At 52.8% G+C, this 19,289-nt stretch carries 16 protein-coding genes; 5 read left to right on the forward strand and 11 right to left on the reverse strand.

What is annotated here, in order from left to right; all coding sequences use genetic code 11:
* Positions 1–98 precede the first annotated feature (98 nt).
* Positions 99–1,049 (forward strand): hypothetical protein, encoded by a 951-nt coding sequence (locus tag PDUR_RS27450; RefSeq protein WP_052410310.1) that lies wholly within the window; start codon positions 99–101, stop codon positions 1,047–1,049.
* A 233-nt stretch (positions 1,050–1,282) separates the two neighbouring features.
* Here PDUR_RS27450 and cymR read toward each other — a convergent pair whose 3' ends face one another.
* Positions 1,283–1,702 (reverse strand): cysteine metabolism transcriptional regulator CymR, encoded by a 420-nt coding sequence (gene cymR / locus PDUR_RS19685; protein WP_025696081.1) that lies wholly within the window; start codon positions 1,700–1,702, stop codon positions 1,283–1,285.
* Between the two features lie 279 nt (positions 1,703–1,981).
* Between cymR and mnmA the strand changes: the two genes are divergently transcribed.
* Positions 1,982–3,100, forward strand: coding sequence for a tRNA 2-thiouridine(34) synthase MnmA (gene mnmA / locus PDUR_RS19690; RefSeq protein ID WP_156130526.1), 1,119 nt, complete (start codon positions 1,982–1,984; stop codon positions 3,098–3,100).
* Positions 3,101–3,238: 138 nt separating this feature from the next.
* Here the strand turns inward: mnmA and PDUR_RS19695 are convergent, their stop codons facing one another.
* Both PDUR_RS19695 and PDUR_RS19700 read right to left on the reverse strand, forming a co-directional pair.
* Positions 3,239–4,543 (reverse strand): replication-associated recombination protein A, encoded by a 1,305-nt coding sequence (locus tag PDUR_RS19695; protein WP_042207830.1) that lies wholly within the window; start codon positions 4,541–4,543, stop codon positions 3,239–3,241.
* A 224-nt stretch (positions 4,544–4,767) separates the two neighbouring features.
* A complete protein-coding gene (locus tag PDUR_RS19700; RefSeq protein ID WP_042207831.1) occupies positions 4,768–4,965 on the reverse strand; it encodes a hypothetical protein in 198 nt (65 codons plus the stop codon).
* A 189-nt stretch (positions 4,966–5,154) separates the two neighbouring features.
* Here PDUR_RS19700 and PDUR_RS19705 point away from each other — a divergent pair, with 189 nt between their 5' ends.
* Together PDUR_RS19705 and PDUR_RS19710 are read left to right on the forward strand one after the other, a co-directional pair.
* A complete protein-coding gene (locus tag PDUR_RS19705; protein ID WP_156130746.1) occupies positions 5,155–5,553 on the forward strand; it encodes a MarR family winged helix-turn-helix transcriptional regulator in 399 nt (132 codons plus the stop codon).
* A gap of 133 nt (positions 5,554–5,686) precedes the next feature.
* Complete coding sequence (locus PDUR_RS19710; RefSeq protein WP_042207833.1) at positions 5,687–6,913, forward strand: epoxide hydrolase family protein; 1,227 nt, start codon at positions 5,687–5,689, stop codon at positions 6,911–6,913.
* 50 nt (positions 6,914–6,963) lie between these two features.
* Here PDUR_RS19710 and PDUR_RS19715 read toward each other — a convergent pair whose 3' ends face one another.
* From PDUR_RS19715 to PDUR_RS19745, 8 genes are all read right to left on the reverse strand, one after another.
* Positions 6,964–9,138, reverse strand: coding sequence for a HelD family protein (locus PDUR_RS19715; protein WP_042207834.1), 2,175 nt, complete (start codon positions 9,136–9,138; stop codon positions 6,964–6,966).
* 222 nt (positions 9,139–9,360) lie between these two features.
* On the reverse strand, positions 9,361–10,116 hold the full coding sequence (locus PDUR_RS19720; RefSeq protein ID WP_042207836.1) for a tRNA threonylcarbamoyladenosine dehydratase: 756 nt from the start codon (positions 10,114–10,116) through the stop codon (positions 9,361–9,363).
* Between the two features lie 12 nt (positions 10,117–10,128).
* Positions 10,129–11,904: an aspartate--tRNA ligase gene (aspS, locus tag PDUR_RS19725; RefSeq protein WP_042207837.1), complete on the reverse strand. Its 1,776-nt coding sequence runs from the start codon at positions 11,902–11,904 to the stop codon at positions 10,129–10,131.
* Positions 11,905–11,972: 68 nt separating this feature from the next.
* Positions 11,973–13,226 (reverse strand): histidine--tRNA ligase, encoded by a 1,254-nt coding sequence (gene hisS / locus PDUR_RS19730; protein WP_042207838.1) that lies wholly within the window; start codon positions 13,224–13,226, stop codon positions 11,973–11,975.
* Positions 13,227–13,963: 737 nt separating this feature from the next.
* Complete coding sequence (locus PDUR_RS19735; RefSeq protein ID WP_042207839.1) at positions 13,964–14,392, reverse strand: hypothetical protein; 429 nt, start codon at positions 14,390–14,392, stop codon at positions 13,964–13,966.
* Between the two features lie 211 nt (positions 14,393–14,603).
* On the reverse strand, positions 14,604–14,756 hold the full coding sequence (locus PDUR_RS28895; RefSeq protein WP_156130528.1) for a hypothetical protein: 153 nt from the start codon (positions 14,754–14,756) through the stop codon (positions 14,604–14,606).
* Positions 14,757–14,925: 169 nt separating this feature from the next.
* Positions 14,926–15,369, reverse strand: a complete 444-nt coding sequence (dtd, locus tag PDUR_RS19740) for a D-aminoacyl-tRNA deacylase (protein ID WP_042207840.1) — start codon at positions 15,367–15,369, stop codon at positions 14,926–14,928.
* A gap of 20 nt (positions 15,370–15,389) precedes the next feature.
* Positions 15,390–17,567 (reverse strand): RelA/SpoT family protein, encoded by a 2,178-nt coding sequence (locus tag PDUR_RS19745; RefSeq protein ID WP_042207842.1) that lies wholly within the window; start codon positions 17,565–17,567, stop codon positions 15,390–15,392.
* 323 nt (positions 17,568–17,890) lie between these two features.
* On the opposite strand from PDUR_RS19745, the gene uraA reads away from it, so the two are divergent.
* On the forward strand, positions 17,891–19,207 hold the full coding sequence (gene uraA / locus PDUR_RS19750) for a uracil permease (RefSeq protein ID WP_042207843.1): 1,317 nt from the start codon (positions 17,891–17,893) through the stop codon (positions 19,205–19,207).
* The last annotated feature ends 82 nt before the right edge of the window (positions 19,208–19,289 follow it).

The raw sequence follows: 19,289 nt of genomic DNA on the forward strand, positions 1-19,289 counted from the left end.
TTTATAGATTGTTCCTTGATATTTTTAATAGACATACCCACAATATCCCTATTATAGTATTGTAGTTCCATTCAACTACATTTTCGGGGGTAAATAAATTGAAAAAATGGATTATTCTCTGCCTCATCATCTCCATCTCTGTTCTCTCGGGTTGCAGCAGTACCGATAATAGCTCGGAGGACACAAGCGCCGTTTCACCGGCTACAACGGAATCCAAGGCATCAGGCGAACCTTCGGACCAGACTACAGCCTCGACGCCAGAAAAAAAGCTCTCTGATTCAGAAAAGTTGGCACTTGAGTACGTCAATGTTTTTCTAAATGGATCTGATCTTGAAGCGAAAAAGAAATTTGTTACGGATAACATTCACCCGGACGTCCAGCCTATTTTCCAATTGGTGCAGTCTGACGAAACTACGGACGACAAAAAACTTAAAAATCCTCAAGTCATCGAATCGAAAGATTATACAGACGCGAAAGGCAAGACGGACAAGGTTGTTCTGATTCAGGGGGAAAAGTCATCCATTCCCAGAAGTGAGCTTATTGTCTTGATCACAGATAATAAAGTTGGATGGGCTACGGACCCCTCAGACAAGGAGACATTTAACAATATAAGGAAAGTTTTTGAGGAGCCGATTTCCGATGCTTCTTTGATCACGAACGAACCCTCTCCTGAGAGTATGTTGAACGAGATTAGCAACTTCATCACTTCTGACATTTGGAACGAAGGGTTTGTAGATATTAGCTGGTACATCAGCAGCGGCACAAGCAGCACGGGGGAGAATTTAGACATTGATTTCACGGTCGAACAATTAGGGAAGGCAATAAGTAAAAAGAAAGAGTATGACAATTATGTGGAGGGACTTGGTCCCGAATATGATTCAATAAAGAAGATATGGGTGAAGCTGTCAGGAGAAATCGACCGTATGTACAAACAAATCCAAGAGAACCCTCCAAAAGCTAACGATAAGAATTCGAGCTTCGACACAGGGATTTTCAACCAGTATATGCACGCTTTTGATAAAGCAATAACCGATCTGACTAAATCATAATCTCAATAAGATGTTGAATATCGCCCCGCCGGCGCACACCAGCGGGGCGATACTCATATTCACTAACGCTTGGGAATTCACTCCGCCATATCGTCCGTTCCAATCCCCAAATCCTCTGGCTAGCTAATTTATTTGTGATTTTTCATGTTATTTTCCTCATAATTAAAGCCCCCAAAAGGAGGCCTTAATCGTTGATATACCCATGTTTTTCAAATCAACAGTAAAAATAACAACTAAATGTAGAACATGTAATTATCTGTATGCGTCTCTTCCTTGAAGGAAATCAGATCCGCCAGAGTGGTGGAGTCCAGCACATCGGCGATGCTGTCGCGGATACGCAGCCACAGATCGCGCTTGGCCGGATCGTCTTCTTCCGTGAAGTCCACAGGTGAGATCGGACCTTCCAGCACGCGGATAATATCCCCGGCAGTAATATCAGAGGCTTCACGGGATAAAATATAGCCGCCATAGGCGCCGCGTATGCTCTTGACGAGGCCCGCGTTGCGCAGGGGAGCGATCAGCTGCTCCAGATAATGCTCGGATAATCCATTTTTTTCAGCAATGCTCTTCAAAGATGTAGGACCTTCACCAAACCTGACGGCGAGCTCCATCATGATGGTTAATCCGTATCGGCCTTTTGTCGATATTTTCAAAGGGGCACCTCTTTCAATATAATAGCTGTGTATAGTATAATTAATAGTTGGTCAAAACAATAAGATAAATCAGCGTATTCCGATGACTGCTCTTGAGTTTATGTTATCATATCCGCAGACGTATTTGAAACACAAAACGTAATTTTTTTTTACAGATGTGTTCTTCCATGGCGGACAGTGATGACATAAAGACATATTAGCGGCCTGTTTGACCCGCTGACTATTTCCGGTTCGACCGTAAAAGCTTTATTATTCTAACAAAAAAGATGGTGATCTAGCGTGGCAAAAGCAATTGAAAATACCCGCGTCGTTGTCGGCATGTCGGGGGGAGTGGACTCCTCCGTCACGGCGCTGCTGCTGAAGCAGCAGGGCTATGACGTCATCGGCATCTTCATGAAGAACTGGGATGACACTGACGAGTCGGGCGTCTGCACGGCCGAAGCCGATGCGGAAGATGTGCGCCGCGTATGCGAGCAGATCGACATTCCTTACTATACCGTAAACTTTGAGAAAGAATACTTTGATAAGGTGTTCAAATATTTTCTCGATGAATATAAGGCCGGACGCACGCCTAACCCGGACGTTATGTGCAACCGGGAGATCAAGTTCGGCGAATTCCTGAACAAGGCGCTTCAGCTCGGCGCCGATTATGTGGCTACCGGACACTATGCGCGCGTCGTGGAAGAAGACGGCGAGTTCAAGCTGCTCCGCGGGGTGGACGGCAACAAGGATCAAACGTATTTCCTGAACGCATTGAATCAGCAGCAGCTGTCCAGAGCCATGTTCCCGATCGGGCATTTGCAGAAGCCGGAAGTTCGCCGGATCGCCGAAGAGGCCGGACTGTATACGGCGAAGAAAAAAGACAGCACCGGAGTCTGCTTCATCGGCGAACGCAATTTCCGCGAATTCTTGAGCCAGTACCTGCCGGCTAAGTCCGGCGATATGGTGGATATCGCCACCGGCGAGATCAAAGGGCGCCACGATGGGCTGATGTATTATACACTCGGCCAGCGTCAAGGTCTCGGCATCGGCGGCTCGGGTACAGGCGAGCCGTGGTTCGTCGCAGATAAAGACCTCAGCCGCAACATTCTGTATGTCGTCCAGGGGGACAAGCACCACAGCTTGTACTCAACAGGCCTTGTCGCTTCCGGCGTGAACTGGATCGATGGGCGCGGCCTTGGTAGTGAACCGCTACGCTGCACGGCCAAGTTCCGGTACCGCCAGCCGGATCAGGGCGTTACGCTGACGAAACGCGAAGACGGAACTCTGCATGTCGCCTTCGATACGCCGCAGAAGGCGATTACGCCCGGACAGGCCGTCGTATTTTATGACGGCGAGGTCTGCCTTGGCGGCGGAATCATCGAATACGCCGAAAAGGTTGTGCCGCAGCCGCAGTAACCCACTGATTTGAACGGAGAAGCAATGAGCTTCGCCGGGGGAAGCCTTTATAAATCAAGAGCCTTTGTCTGAGCGTGCTTAGCAGCGCGCCGGCAAGGGCTCTTTTTTCCGCCTTATAATCTGGCTATCGGACGCTTCTCACTGTTCCCGCCGCAGCGCCTGGTTATGGAGGATCTTCACTTCGTTGCCCTGCTCGGTCGCCTGGTAAAAGACCCGGCGCGAGATCGCCCCCGGCAGGTACTCCTGCTTTACGTAATGGCCGGGAAAATCATGCGGATATTTGTATCCGCCATGCCCCAGCTGTGCTGAGCCCTTATAATGCGTATCCCGCAAGTGCAGCGGGACTTCGGCAGACTTCAGCTCGCCGATCGCTGACATCGCTCTGGAAATCGCCATGTACACGGCGTTGGACTTCGGGCTCTCGACAGCGAACAGAATCGCCTGGGCGATATTGAGCTTCGCCTCCGGCCAGCCGTTGTTGCGGTAGGCTTCCAGCGCGCTGACCGCCTGCACCATCGCCTGCGGGTTCGCCAGCCCGATATCCTCGCTTGCTGCGGCGATCAGGCGGCGGATGAACACAATCGGGTCCATCCCGAGCTTCTCTACAGCGTAGAGGAACCAGAACAGCGCAGCGTCGCTGGAGCCGCGGATGCTTTTGTGAAAGGCGGACAGCACGTCGTACTGCGTGGATTCGTCCGCTTTGACTGTTGGACGGCGGATAGAGTCCTCCGCCACCTCCAGGGTAATATGTACGCTGCCGCTGCTGCCTGGCGGCGTCGTCAGCGCGGCCAGCTCCAGCGCGTTCAGTGCCCGGCGGATGTCGCCGTTCGCCATCGCCGCGATATGCTCCAGCGCAGCCTCGTCCACCTGAAGGTCGATAAAGCCGAGACCTTTCTCCTGGTCCTCCAGCGCCCGGCGCATCGCGGCCAGGCTGTGCGCCTTGTTCAGCGGCTCCAGTTGGAACAGCGTGGACCGGCTCATCAAGGCGCCGTTCACATAATGGAACGGATTCTCTGTAGTCGCACCGATAAAAATAATCGTGCCCTTCTCAACCGCCGGAAGGAGCGCATCCTGGCGGGAGCTGTTGAATCGGTGCACCTCGTCCAGAAACAGGATCGTCTTCGTGCCGTACAGCGCTTTGGCGTTCTGCGCCCGTTCGATGACTTCCCTCACATCCTTGACCGTCGCCTCCACGGCGTTCAGCCGCACGAACTCTCCCTTCGTTTGATGGGAGATAATGTGGGCGAGCGTCGTTTTTCCGCAGCCCGGAGGCCCGTACAGCAGAATGGATGAGACCTGATCGGCTTCAATCGCCCGGCGCAGCAGCTTTCCTTTTCCCACAATATGCTCCTGACCTATATATTCATCAAGAGTCTCCGGACGCATGCGGTCCGCCAGCAGACGGCCGTCTCCGGTCTCCTCCCCGAAAGAGAACAAATCCATATTTACACTCCTTGCTGTAAGCTGTATAACTCTATCATACCACTTCATATGTTAGAGAGCATAACTGCACGATACTATATCTCTTCATAGCGGCCAAGGTATGCTTCACGAACGAAAAAACGCCTTTACAGCAAAAAACCGCCAGCCGCTTTCGGCGGCCGACGGTGAGCTGATTTGCCGTTAATGCTAACATAGAGCTTCATTCCTGCCTGCCAAATCCCGTGTTAATCGCCTCTGCGGGATTCTTCGTCTTCAAAGTCCATCTCCGGGAAAAGCTCGCTGTCATACCTGTCGGTAGCGGCCCTGCTGCCTCTTCTGCCAATTTCCTGATAGAAATCCTTGTCATGATTTTGGGAACGGGCCACGTCACTCCTACGCCCCGCTGTATCGCGGCTCATGTTGTTGTTCTGGCTGCCTGCCATTTTAAATCACTCCTCAGATTAACAGATTATTGGTGCCACTCTTTTAATTACCCTTTAGCATAAACAAGTATGAATATTGGAGAATCTAAATGATACCAATTTACATTAGTAACTTATATAAATTAATGATATAATTTTGTCATGAAGCCTAAAACTCCTACTACTGACCTCAATGTCGCTGATTTCACCATGGTGATCGAAGACTTGACGAGGATACTCATTCGGTTGCCATCAATTGAAAAACTAAGCTTTACTACGCTATCTGTCCTGCACACATTGTCTCGCAAGAGCCCCATGCGGCTGACTGAGTTGACAGCCACTGAGCAGGTTACGCAGTCGGCAATCACACAGTTGGTGACCCGGCTTGAACGGGACGGACTCGTCGAGCGCCGGCCAGATCCGAATGATGGCCGAGTGGTTCAAGTGCATATTACCGTACTTGGCGCAAATGTTATTGATTCGCGTCGTTTGGATCGCATGGCGCAGCTCTCGAAATTCATTGAAGGGCTCACTCTGGAGGAAAAACGGACAATTTCATCCGCAATACCCGCATTGAGGCGTCTGGTCGAACTGGGAAACGATTCGTAGTCTCAGTCGCACTGCAGTTCCGTTGCTCATACCCGGGTAATGAACGAAACGAACGACACAAGGAAGTGAACAGAGAAAAAACTTGGCATCATCAACCAGTTAGTACATTCCATTCGTTCAAGGAGGAATATTTATGACAACAGCTCCTTTCCCGCTTGAACCGACTCCGATCCACGTATCGGATGAGTTGCTTGCTGATCTTCAAATTCGTCTGAAGTCCACTAGATGGCCTCTTGATGCCGGTAATGAGGACTGGTATTACGGCGTTAATCGGAACTATCTTGAGGGACTGGTCGACTACTGGATAAACAAGTTTGACTGGCGCAAATCTGAGCATGCGATCAACGCCTACGAACACTATAAAGTCAATGTAGACGGAGTTTCCGTGCATTTTATGCGTAAACCGGGTATCGGCCCGAGTCCTATACCATTGATTCTGTCCCATGGCTGGCCCTGGACATTCTGGCATTGGTCCAAAGTCATTGATCCGCTAGCGGACCCTGGAGCATTCGGAGGCGATCCGGCTGAAGCCTTCGACGTAATCGTGCCCTCACTTCCCGGCTTCGGATTTTCGGCGCCGCTGCCAAACCACCCGGATATGAACTTTTGGAAAATCGCCGATCTCTGGCATACACTCATGACTGATATTCTCGGCTATGAAAAATACGCGGCAGCGGGATGCGATGTAGGCGCTCTTGTGACCGGTCAACTAGGGCACAAATATAGCGATGAGCTCTACGCTATTCATATCGGATCTGCCCTAAAGCTAAGCTTTTTTAACGGTGATCGCGCTTGGGATTTCTCTGGAGGTCGTCCGATTCCTGACAACATCCCTGAGGAAATCCGGGCGCAGATTTTAAAGTTTGATCATCGTTTTGCATCGCATCTCGCCGTGCATGTTCTTGATCCAAGCACACTTGCCTACGGTTTGAGCGACTCGCCGGTAGGAATGCTCGCATGGATTTTGGAACGATGGGCAAGATGGAGTGACAATAACGGCAACGTCGAGAATGTCTTTTCGAAAGACGACATCCTTACACATGCAACAATCTTCTGGGTCAATAACGCCATCGAAACCTCCATGCGCGTCTATGCGAACAACAACCGCTATCCATGGACGCCCGCTCATGATCGCTGGCCTGTCATTGAAGCGCCAACCGGTATTACCTTCGTGGGCTATGAAAATCCACCGGGGATTACGACCGACAATCGCGTTCAAAACTTTCTCGACAGCGATCGCGCTCCTTGGTACAACCACGTCAACATTTCCGCTCACGAGCAGGGAGGACACTTCATCCCTTGGGAAATTCCGGACAAGTGGGTTCAGGATCTGCGCCGAACTTTCCGAGGACGCCGATGAGTGCCTACTGTCAGGATTGCACCATAATCAACAGGCAGCTTTAATGGGCTTTAAGCCGGGACATCCGGCCATCCGGGAGCCGTCTCCACAGCCTCCGCCGCTTGGCGCAAGTAGCCTGGCAGCCTGCCGTTATGCATAAGCCACAGCTCATGCAGCGCCCGGGTAGAGCCCACATACAGCAGCTTCGCGTCCCAGGCCGTCTCCCCGTAGGAGTCCAGGTCGGCATCCGCAACGATAACGGCGTCGAACTCCAGTCCCTTGGACAAATAAAGCGGCAGCACTGAGAGCCCGCCTTGGTATTCCGTGATCCCTCCGTCGATCAGATGGATATCGTCAAAATGCTCCGACAGGACCTCATACAGATGCGCCGCATCCGCCAATGTCCGGGTCAAGACCGCTACCGTCCGGTAATCCCTCCCCGACAGATCCGCGAGCGCAGTCTGGATGTCGGCCTCCCGCTCCTCGCCGTACTGAATCAGCCGGACAGGGCTGCCGCTGCGGAATACCGGAACGGCAAGCAGTTCGCTATGTACACCTGCCGACAGAATTCCATTAGCGAAATCAATAATTTCCATAGTGGACCGGTAGCTGCGCGTCAGCGCATGGTAGGACGTGTGCTCCGGCGCGAACAGAGACTGCATTTCTTTCCAGTCATGTACCCCTTTATAGGCATGAATTCCCTGCGACAAATCACCCAGTATGGTAAAAGAGTGGCCGCGCACATACAGATCAAGCACTGCAATCTGGAACGGCGAGAAATCCTGCGCCTCGTCAATGACGATATGATCGAATTTCTGCACGCCCTCGTCCCCGTTCAGCAGATAATGAATGTAGAGCAGCGGCGGCAAATCCTCCTCCAGCACTACACCCTTCTTAAGCTGAGCGCGCGTCTCCTTCAGCACAGCCGCCGGAATGGCTTCGGGCGCTTCAGCCGGCCAATCCGCAGGCGTCTTCACGGCGCGGAAGATTTGCTTGTAAATCGTCAGCGGATCGTATTTGGGCCATTTCGCCCCGTATGCCTTCTCACGCTGCGCTCCTTTTTTCTTCCGGTCTTTGAGCGCTGCAGCGGAAGGGCTTTTTTTCAACTCCATCTCAATCCAGCGGTGAATCCGGGCCATTACCCGTTCCTTTCGCTTGGCGGGCGGATACGGAGCGTATTCTTCATTATGCCACCGGAGAATCGTTCTGCGCGGCAGAACGGCTCCCTCCCACGGGGAGAAATCTCCCTCGGGAACCGAGCCCGATTCCAGCCGCCGCACCGCGTCTTCGATAATAGCCATCAGCTTCGTCGCGCCCTTGAAGCGTCCCGGAGTCTCATCCGTGATTTCCGGCATGCCGCCCGGCGCCTCGAACCAGCGGTTCAGCGTCTCCATGGCGTCACCCTGCGTAAGCTCCAAACCGAGCAAGTCTCCCGCCCAATCGGCAAAAGTGCTCTGCTGAATGTTACCGACTCCAAGCTCTGGCAATACATCGGATATATAGTCCAGAAACATCCGGTTCGGGGCAAAAATAATCATCCGCTCCGCCGACACCTGCTCTTTGTATTGGTACAGCAAAAAAGCGAGCCGGTGCAGCGCGACTGTCGTCTTACCGCTGCCTGCCACGCCCTGGATGATGAGCGCCGTGTTTTTTGCCGCCCGGATAATGCGGTCCTGCTCCTCCTGGATGGTCGATACGATGTCCCTCAGCCGGTTATCCTTGGTCTCTCCCAAGCGGTAGACCAGAAATTCATCCGATACCGCCGGGCCGTCGCTCTCGCGATCATAAGTGTCCGCCACCCGTTCCAGAATCCGTTTTCGGATCACGACGTTGCGCTTGAGATAGACAAGCCCTTCAATAACGCCTTCCGGTGATTCGTAGGAAGCAGACTCCGTGCCCCCGGTAAACGAATAGAACAGGCTCGCCACCGGCGCTCGCCAATCAATGACAAGCGGACGGTCGCTGACCTGCTCGCGGTCTACGCCGATTTTGCCGATATATAGCGCCTTGCGCTCCCCATCGCTGCTTTCCTCAAAGTCCAGCCGTCCGAAATAGGGCTCCTGCCGCAGTTTGGCCAGATTTCCGCGTCTTTGTTCCCTCGAATCCTCCAGAATCTGCTCTGTGTAATCATTGCCTGTGTACACCGGTGTGTTCTTTAGCGTTTCCAGCTGCCGGTCAATCTCCGCGAGCGCCGTGTTCAGCCTCTCTTGTTCCTCTTGATAGGCACTTTGAAAGTTGTCCTCCAATTTCAGTTACCTCCTAAAAGTAGTATTGGGGAAAAGCCTTGTCCCCATCCATGTAAGGCAAAACCGGCTGGAAGGAGCCTACAGCCCCGCCGCCATGTTCGCACAAAAAGGATTCTTATTGTAGCACAGGTGTGGAGCAAACGCTATACCTTATCTATCTTCAGCAAAAAGAGCGAGCTGCCGTATTTCGGCACTCGCCCTTGCTTGGTTTTATTTTAACTCTTAAATTTTGACCCCACCGGCCTCCAGCAGCTCGCGAACGGCGACGCTGACCATGATCAGCCCCGCCACCGGCGGCACGAACGCGTTGCTCGCCGGCGGCTGCTTCGCTTTCCGGATCTCGGGCGCGTTCTCGGGGACAATCTTATCCGTCACATCCTGACGGGGCTTCATCGGCTCCTCGGTTGAGAACACGACCTTAACGCCTTTCTTAATGCCGTCCTTGCGCAGTCTCTGACGAATGACACGGGCAATCGGGTCCATCGTTGTCTTGGAGATGTCGGCGACCTGGAATTTGGTCGGGTCCATCTTATTGGCCGCGCCCATGCTCGAAATCATCGGGATTTTGCGGGCGAGACATTCCTTGATCAGATGAATTTTATAATGAATCGTGTCCGATGCATCGAGAACGTAGTCCGGCTTATATTTGAACAGTTCCTCGTATGTTTCTTCGGTATAAAACATGTTGAGCGCTATCGCTTCGCATTCCGGATTGATCAGCTTGACCCGCTCCACCATCAGATCCGCCTTTTTCTGCCCAACCGTCGTGGTGAGCGCATGAATCTGGCGGTTGATGTTGGTGATATCGACAGCGTCCTTATCAATCAGAATGATGCGCCCGACGCCCGTGCGGGCCAGAGCCTCCACCGCGATGGAGCCGACGCCGCCGATGCCGAGCACGGCTACCGTGCTGTTTTTCATAACTTCCAGACCCTCGGGTCCGATAGCAAGTTCGGTACGCGAGAACTGATGCAGCATGATGTCAGCCTCCTATTTCTTGGCTTTTTCCTTGATAGCCACTCTGATATGCAGCTCGTCCAGCTGCGAGTCTTTAACCGGGGACGGAGCGTCCATCAGCAGATCGGTCGCACTGGCCGTTTTCGGGAAGGCGATCGTTTCGCGCAGGTTGTTGCGTCCGGCCAGCAGCATAACAAGCCGGTCGAAGCCGAAGGCGATGCCGCCGTGAGGAGGCGTGCCATACTCGAACGCGTCGAGCAGATAGCCGAATTTGTCCTGCACTTCTTCTTTGGAAAGTGAGAGCGCGTCGAACATCTTCTCCTGCACATCACGCTTATAAATCCGCATCGAGCCGCCGCCGACTTCGTAGCCGTTCAGCACGATATCATAAGCCTGTGCGCGGATCGCGCCGGGATCGGTATCGAACAGGGCCACGTCTTCTTCGCGCGGACGGGTGAACGGATGATGCTCTGCCACATAACGCTTCTGTTCCTCGTCATAGCCAAGCAGCGGGAAGTCGGTCACCCAGGCGAACTTATACACACTGTCATCGATCAGCCCGAGCTGGCGTCCAATTCTGAGACGGAGTGCGCCCAGGACGTCGGCAACGACCTTCTTGTTATCAGCAGAGAAGAGCAGCAGGTCGCCTTCCTCGGCTCCGGTGCGTTCTTTAACGGCTGCAATCTCTTCTTCGGTAAAGAACTTCACGATCGGACCGCGGAATTCGCCTTCCTTCACTTGAATCCAGGCGAGGCCTTTCGCACCGTAGCGGGCCGCATAAGGGCCGAGATCGTCGATTTCCTTACGGGTCCAAGTACCGCATCCCTTGGCATTCAAGCATTTCACTTCTCCGCCCTTTTCGATAACGGAGGCGAATACCTTAACGCCGCTGCCTGCGACGATATCGTTCATTTCAATCAGTTCCAGACCGAAGCGCAGATCCGGCTTGTCGGAACCGTATTTGCCCATGGCCTCGGCGTAAGTCAGACGCTGGAACGGCAGGGCGAGATCTACGCCGACCGTCTCTTTGAACAGGCGCTGCATCAGGCGCTCCATCATGGCCAGCAGGTCGTCCTGGGCCAGGAACGAGGTCTCGATGTCCACCTGCGTAAACTCCGGCTGCCGGTCGGCGCGCAGGTCCTCGTCGCGGAAACAACGGGCGATTTGGTAGTAGCGCTCCACGCCGCCAACCATCAGGAGCTGCTTGTAAATCTGCGGCGACTGCGGCAGGGCGAAGAATTCACCTTCATGCACCCGGCTGGGCACGAGATAGTCGCGTGCGCCTTCCGGCGAGCTCTTGGTCAGAATCGGCGTTTCTACGTCGATGAAGCCTTCTCCGTCAAGGAAATCGCGGAAAATCTTGGCCGCTTTCGAGCGGAGCAGCAGCGTCTTCTGCATTTCCGGACGGCGCAGATCAAGATAGCGGTACTTCAGGCGCAGCGACTCATCTACCTCCACGCCGTCTTCAATGAAGAACGGAGGGGTCTTGGCGGCATTCAGCACTTCGATTTCGGTAATGCGCACTTCAATTTCGCCTGTTGGAAGGTTAGGGTTTACGGTTTCCGGATCGCGCTTGACTACTTGACCGGTAACGGCGATAACATACTCGCTTCGAGTCTTGTCGGCAATTTGCAGCGCTTCGCCGGAATAATCGGGATTGAAGACGATCTGCACAACTCCGCTGCGGTCGCGAAGGTCGATGAACAGTACGCCTCCAAGGTCGCGGCGGGTCTGCACCCAGCCGTTAAGCGTAACCTTCTCTCCGATTTGTTCTGTTGTTAACTGGCCGCAATTATGGCTTCTTTGCATGCTTTATCATACCCTTTCAATTTAAAAATCTCTGTTTGTGATTACAGACTAATGTAAATACTGCCGCTCTATATAAGAGATTGTCCCAGCTCTTCCAGCTTAACGGTGCGCTGCTCTCCGGTCGCCATCGACTTCAGAGCAATCTCGCCGCGCTGCAGCTCCTCTTCGCCGAGAATCGCGGTGTAACGCGCCGACATGCGGTCGGCGGATTTCATCTGGGCCTTCATTTTGCGTCCCAGATAATCGCGCTCCGCAGAGAAGCCCAAGCTGCGCAGAATGAACAGCTGCTTGGTAACCTCGGCTTCCGCCTCTTCACCGAGCGCTACGAGGTATACGTCCAGCGGCTTGGACGATCCAAGCTCCACCTTCTGATTCTCCAGAATGAGGTGAATACGCTCAAGGCCAATGCCAAGGCCGATGCCCGGCTGGTCCGGTCCGCCAATTTCGGCAACCAGGCCGTTATAGCGCCCGCCGCCGCCGACCGTGTCGATGGAGCCGATGCCGGCCGCCTTGTACTCGAACGCCGTATGCGTATAATAATCGAGCCCGCGTACAAGGCGCGTATTGACGGCATACTCGACGCCCATAGCTTCCAGATGCGCCCTTACCTTGGCGAAGTGTACCGTACACTCTTCATCAAGACTATCCAAAATGGACGGGGCATCTACGAATTTCTCCTGATCAACCTTACAGTCCAGCACACGCAGCGGATTCCGCTCCATACGCCGCTGGCAGTCGCTGCACAGGCTGTCCTTCATTGGGCGCAGGAAGCCTAGCAGCTTCTCGCGATAGGCTGCCCGGCTGGGAATGTTGCCGACGGAATTAATTTCGACACGAACACCGCTGAGACCCAGGTCCTTGCAGAATTGGTAGCCGAGCGAAATAACCTCCGCATCGATCGCCGGATCGACCGCGCCGAATGCTTCCACGCCGAACTGGTGAAACTGGCGGTATCTCCCCGCCTGCGGACGCTCGTAGCGGAACATCGGGCCGATATAATACAGCTTGCTGACATCCGGCTCTCCGTACAGCTTGTTCTGTACGTAAGCGCGGACGACACCGGCCGTCCCTTCCGGACGCAGCGCCAGATCCCGGTCACCCTTATCCTTAAAGGTGTACATTTCGCCCTCCACGATATCGGTCGTCTCGCCGACGCCTCTTTCGAACAGCTCCGTATGTTCGAACATCGGGGTCCGGATTTCACGATAGTTGAAGCGCCGGCATAAATCTCTGGCTTTCTCTTCAACGAACTGCCATCTTTCCACCGCACCGGGCAGCAAATCCTGTGTGCCGGTCGGCTTCTCAAATCTCTCTTTAGCCACAGCTGATCCCTCCTGAAAATGCCCTTGACCATTTTGAAATTTCCATTAAAAAATCCCCCGCCCTGTTCATCAACAGGGACGAGGGATTATCGCTAACGATTATCACCCGTGGTACCACCCACATTCCGGCCGAAACATAAAGTTTAAAGTTTCGGTCCGCTCCAAGCGGTTAACGCCCGCCTACGCGCAAGGGCGGCTACTGATTCGGCATACGCCGCTGTTCACCGTGCGTTCTCGGGGAGGTCATTCATTCGCTCATCAACAGAATCCTTGCAGCCAAGTTAAATATTTACGCCCGACTTCCAAAAGTCACTGTAAATATCAAACGTGGGATTCCTCTCTGGGGTTGTGGGTGCCGAATTACTGGGTCCCGTCATCAAAACAATATTAAGCCGTATATTGTTAGATTCTACTGAACCACTGCGTTAAAGTCAAGGAAAGGAATCGACTTTATTCAGCAATTTTTATTTGCATCGGCCCGCTGGCTGTACTGCCCATCACGCTGCAAAAAAATGACCTGCAGCCGATTGCTGCAGGTCCAACGATATATATTATAAAAAAGGGGGTCATGGCTTTATTATAAACACACTATGTTAAGCAAACATGAATGCAATGTTACTTCTATATTACAGAAAAGAAAGCGTTTTATTTTTCTTGTGTTATTAAGCCCTCTCCTCCCTGTGAAGGCGGAAAAGGCTATTAAAGGAAGCATTTATACCGACATTATTCCTTAAATTTTAATCAAAAATTTCGACAAAGGCATTTTTACTCCGGAGAGTATGCACCACCCCGTTGAAATCTTCGTCCGTCACTTTAATTTCCATAACATAATGCAGACCCTCCAAATCCCCGTCAGCGTACATCCGGTCCGCACGGAGATCATCCGTACCAAGGGAATCATCACCACTCAGCGGCGCTCTTCCTTCGTCAACGTCACCCGCAATCACCGACACTGCCGCTGGAGCCGCACCGAAGGCGCCAAAGGTAGAACCGCCCCCCGCCAAGTTATTCGTCGGTACCAGCGGAAGCAGCAGCCGATTGTCTGTCTTGAGCGGATCGGTTAACGCCCATACGTCCAGCCCGTCCGCATCAAACGAAAGCAGCGCCGTCTTGGCTCCTTCCGCTTCGTCTTCGGTTCTGAAATAAGCCTGAATCCGTCTAGTCATAATTATCGCCTCCCTCAATCTAATTTAAAATCATAATGTTACCCAGTCACCCTTCCGGAGAGAAGCCTCCCGGAATAACTACGGCGCTTAATCGCCAGAGCTTGCTTTAGAAATTGGCCTTATCAACTGTAGTCTCGTTGTTTTATTACCCGGAATCGGCGTCCTTCTAACCCGATTTGTCGAAAAAAGCCGCTTCTTGCGGCCCCTTCCGTCATGAACGCGGCAGCAAATTGCGGCTTCTTCCCTTCAGCACATGCTTGCTGAGCCATTCGGATTCCTTAGCGTTGACGGAAGCTTCTTTAAGGCTTCCGGCCGGAAAAGCCACCAGACTTCTCCAGGCCCAGGCTTTCGGCGACTGCCTCATTCTTAGCACTCCTTGGCCTCTTGAATCATATTTCGTCATGTGAAGTTTGCCCCGGCGGAACCCGTCCTATCCAACCAAAAACGGATGGCCCAGGGACTTTACAAAAGCTCCTGAGCCATCCGTTATTAGAATTGCAAGCCGTCTACTGACTGTCAAATATCAGCCTTGGCTATCCCTTGCTGTCCAGAATCAGCGTAACCGGTCCCCAATTGATCAGGGATACATCCATCATCGCGCCAAAAACGCCTGTTTCGACCTTCAATCCGAGCGCCTCAAGCTCCCGGTTAAAATAGTCATAGAGCCGCTCCGCTTCCGCAGGAGCAGCCGCAGCCATAAAGTTCGGCCTCCGCCCTTTGCGGCAGTCGCCGTACAATGTAAACTGCGACACCGATAGAATTGCTCCGCCCGTCTCACTGACGCTATGATTCATTTTTCCCGCTTCATCCTCGAAGATCCGCAGCCCTGCGATCTTGCCCGCAAGGTACTTGGCGTCATTCTCCGTGTCCTCATGGGTCACTCCGACCAGGAGCATCAGGCCCTCGCCGATCTCCCCTGCGGTCTTTCCGTCAACCTCGACCCGCGCTTCCTTGCAGCGCTGCACAACTACTTTCATTGATGCGACAACTCCTAAACTTACTGCATTATCCGGTGAACCGTGTAGACATCCTTTACCCGCTTCACCTTTTCCACTACCGAATATAAATGATCCGTATTGCGGATCAGAATCGTCATATGAATCATGGCCATCTTGTTCTTGTCGGAACGGCCGGTAACGGCTGAAATATTTGTCTTGCTCTCGGACACCGCCTGCAGCACTTCATTGAGCAGGCCGTTCCGGTCGTGCCCGGTAATCTCGATATCGACGCTGTAATTCGCTTCCATGCTCCCCTCCCACTCGACCTCGATGACGCGCGCCGCTTCCTCGCTCTCCTCCGCCTTGATGTTCGGACAGTCCGCCCGGTGCACGGATACGCCGCGGCCGCGCGTGACGTAGCCGACAATATCGTCTCCCGGCACAGGATTGCAGCATCTGGCGAAGCGGACCAGCAGATTGTCAATTCCCTTGACGCGTACACCGTTCGTCGGCTGGTTGCGCTTCTCGGCAACCTTGATTTCCTTCTTCTCGGTCGTCAGCTCCAGATGCGCGGCTGCCGCTTCTTCCTGCTCCTTGCGCAGCTTCTCCGTTAGGCGAGTAGCAATCTGCGCCGCTGTAATACCGCCGAAGCCCACTGCGGAGAGCATATCTTCGATGTCGTTAAAAGCGAACTTTTTCGCCGCTTCCAGCAGCTTGTCGTCCGACATCCAATCCGAAGGCTCGGTTCCGATCCGTTTCAGCTCGCGTTCGATTGCTTCGCGCCCTTTTTCTACGTTTTCCTCGCGCTTCTCCTTTTTGAACCATTGCTTGATCTTGCTTCGCGCATGCGAAGACTGAGCGATCTTCAGCCAGTCCCGGCTCGGCCCGTAGGAATGCTTCGAGGTTAGGATTTCCACGATATCGCCGGTCTTCACCTTATGGTCAAGCGGTACAATCCGTCCGTTCACCTTGGCTCCAATCGTGCGGTTGCCGACCTCCGTATGAATCCGGAAGGCAAAATCCAGCGGCACGGAACCTGCAGGCAGTTCAATGACTTCCCCTTTGGGCGTAAAGACGAAGACTAGATCGGAGAAAAAGTCCATTTTCAGCGATTCAACAAATTCCGAAGCATCCTTGGCTTCATGCTGCAGCTCCAAAATTTCGCGAAAAAAAGGCATCCGGTTCTCAGGATTGACGGACGTGCCGCTTCCTTCCTTGTATGCCCAGTGTGCTGCTATCCCGTATTCAGCTGTCCGGTGCATTTCGAACGTTCGGATCTGCACTTCCGTCGGCTCGCCGCTAGGACCAACAACTGTCGTATGCAGCGACTGATACATGTTGGCTTTTGGCATGGCGATATAATCCTTGAAACGGCCTGGCATTGGCTTCCATAGAGTATGGATAATACCGAGCGTGGCATAACAATCCTTGATGTTGTCAACGATAATGCGTATCGCCAGCAGATCGTAAATTTCGTTGAACTGCTTGTTCTTTGTCGTCATTTTGTTGTACACGCTGTAAATATGCTTGGGCCGTCCCGAGAGATCGCCTCCGATGCCCATTTCATCCAGCTTGACGCGGATACGGCTGATGACGCTGTCGATAAATTGCTCGCGCTCGGCGCGCTTTTTATGCATCAGATTGGCAATCCGGTAGTACTGCTGGGGATTCAGGTAGCGGAGGGCAATATCCTCCATCTCCCATTTAATGGCCGAAATACCGAGGCGGTCCGCGATGGGACAAAAAATCTCCAGCGTTTCATAAGAGATGCGGCGCTGGCTTTCTTCCGATTGATACTTCAGCGTCCGCATATTATGCAGCCGATCCGCCAGTTTGATGACAATGACGCGGATATCCTGTGCCATGGCGATGAACATTTTGCGGTAATTCTCGTTCTGCTGTTCTTCCTTTGACCGGAAACGAATGCGCTCCAGCTTGGTCAGGCCGTCCACGAGCATGGCGCAGGTATCGCCGAATTTCTCACGGATCTGTTCGAGCGACACCGTCGTATCCTCCACAACATCATGCAACAGAGCCGCAATTATGGAGATGACATCCATCTGCATGCTCACGACGATATCGGCCACCGCAAGCGGATGCAGGATATACGGCTCCCCTGATTTGCGCACCTGGCCTTGATGGGCCTGATCGGCAAATTCATAAGCCTCTTGTATGCGTGGAAGATCCTTTTCTTTTATATAAGCTCCGGCCTTTTCAAGTAATCGCTCAATGCCCATACTCGTCGTATCCGTGTCCTTTCTATAATAAAATGAACCCGCGTATTTTGCGCATCCGCAGGCAGGGTTCGGTTCTTTTCATTTTAAAAAAGCCGACAACTTCTCTTATACTGAAAGTTTTCTATTATTATGACGCTTGCGGCGGATTACGTCAACACTTGCCACTCTATGGCATTTCTGAACGATTTATTTGGATTTTGTGAAAAAAATAACGAACTTTGTGAAAATGTTGTTGAAAAAAAAGCGTGATCTATTTAATCTAGTTAAGGCGGTTTTCCTTACAAGCTACGTCATGATTTAACACAGAAAGAGGAGTGAATGGTTTGCAACGTGAAATTCAAGTTAACGAAAGACTCCCCCTGGGCCCCGGATTTCTCCTGAGCCTCCAGCATTTGTTCGCCATGTTCGGCAGCACTGTGCTTGTGCCCAACCTGTTCGGGGTTGATCCCGGCATGATTCTGCTGATGAACGGGATTGGCACACTGCTGTACATATTGATCTGCCGGGGCAAAATCCCTGCTTATCTTGGCTCCAGCTTCGCTTTTATCTCGCCGGTTACGGCTGTACTGGCCGCGCATCAGGGCGACCATCGTCACGGCTACTCGCTTGCTCTTGGCGCTTTTATCGTAACGGGAGTAATCTTTGTGATTGTCGCCCTGATTATACGCTATGCCGGAACGGGATGGGTTGACATCGTGTTCCCGCCTGCGGTAATGGGCGCCATCGTTGCCACCATCGGACTGGAGCTGGTGCCGGTTGCCGCTGGAATGGCCGGTCTGATCGCCCCATCCGGCGCTGTGAACTGGAAGCCTGATCCGGGCGCGATTACATTGTCCTTGGTCACACTGAGTGTGACGGTAATCGGTGCGGTTCTGTTCCGCGGCTTCCCGAAAATCATCCATATTCTGATCGGAATTGTTACAGGCTACGTACTGGCTTATCTTATGCACAGGGTCGATACTGCGGCAATCGCGAACTCGCATTTTTTGGCCCATCCGACCGTTACGACGCCTTCCTTTGACTGGCAGGTTATTCTAACCATCATTCCGGTCTCCCTTGTCGTCATCGTCGAACATATCGGACATCTGCTCGTAACGAGCAATATTGTGGGCAAAGACCTCGCCAAAGATCCCGGTCTCGACCGCTCGCTTATGGGCAACGGGATTTCGACCATTATCTCCGGATTCGTCGGTTCCACACCGAATACGACTTACGGTGAAAATATCGGCGTGATGGCTCTTACAAAGGTTTATTCCGTCTATGTCATCGGTGGAGCGGCGGTTATCGCTGTTTTACTATCGTTCTCCGGCACGTTTTCTTCCATCATCGCCAACATCCCGCTGCCGGTTATGGGGGGCGTGTCTCTGCTGCTGTTCGGCGTGATCGCCGCTTCCGGGCTGCGCATCTTTGTGGAACAGAAGGTCGATTTCTCGAAGCCGACCAATATGATTCTGGCGACGCTCGTGCTCGTAGTGGGTATCAGCGGAACCACCCTTACCATTAGCGGCATTCAGCTCAAGGGCATGGCGCTTGCCACGATTGTCGGTATCGTCCTCTCGCTGCTGTTCAAGCTCTTCGAGGTTCTCCGGCTGTCCAATGATAAGGAAGAGATCAAACTGGCCGATGCGGCGGATGTTTAAGCAGATTATATAATTGCACAAGAAGAAACGGCTTCGCCGTCCTTTTAGAAGCTTAAGCTTCCGAAGTGGCGATACGAGTATC

This window comes from Paenibacillus durus (assembly GCF_000756615.1).
In the GTDB taxonomy this organism is placed as follows: domain Bacteria; phylum Bacillota; class Bacilli; order Paenibacillales; family Paenibacillaceae; genus Paenibacillus_AQ; species Paenibacillus_AQ durus.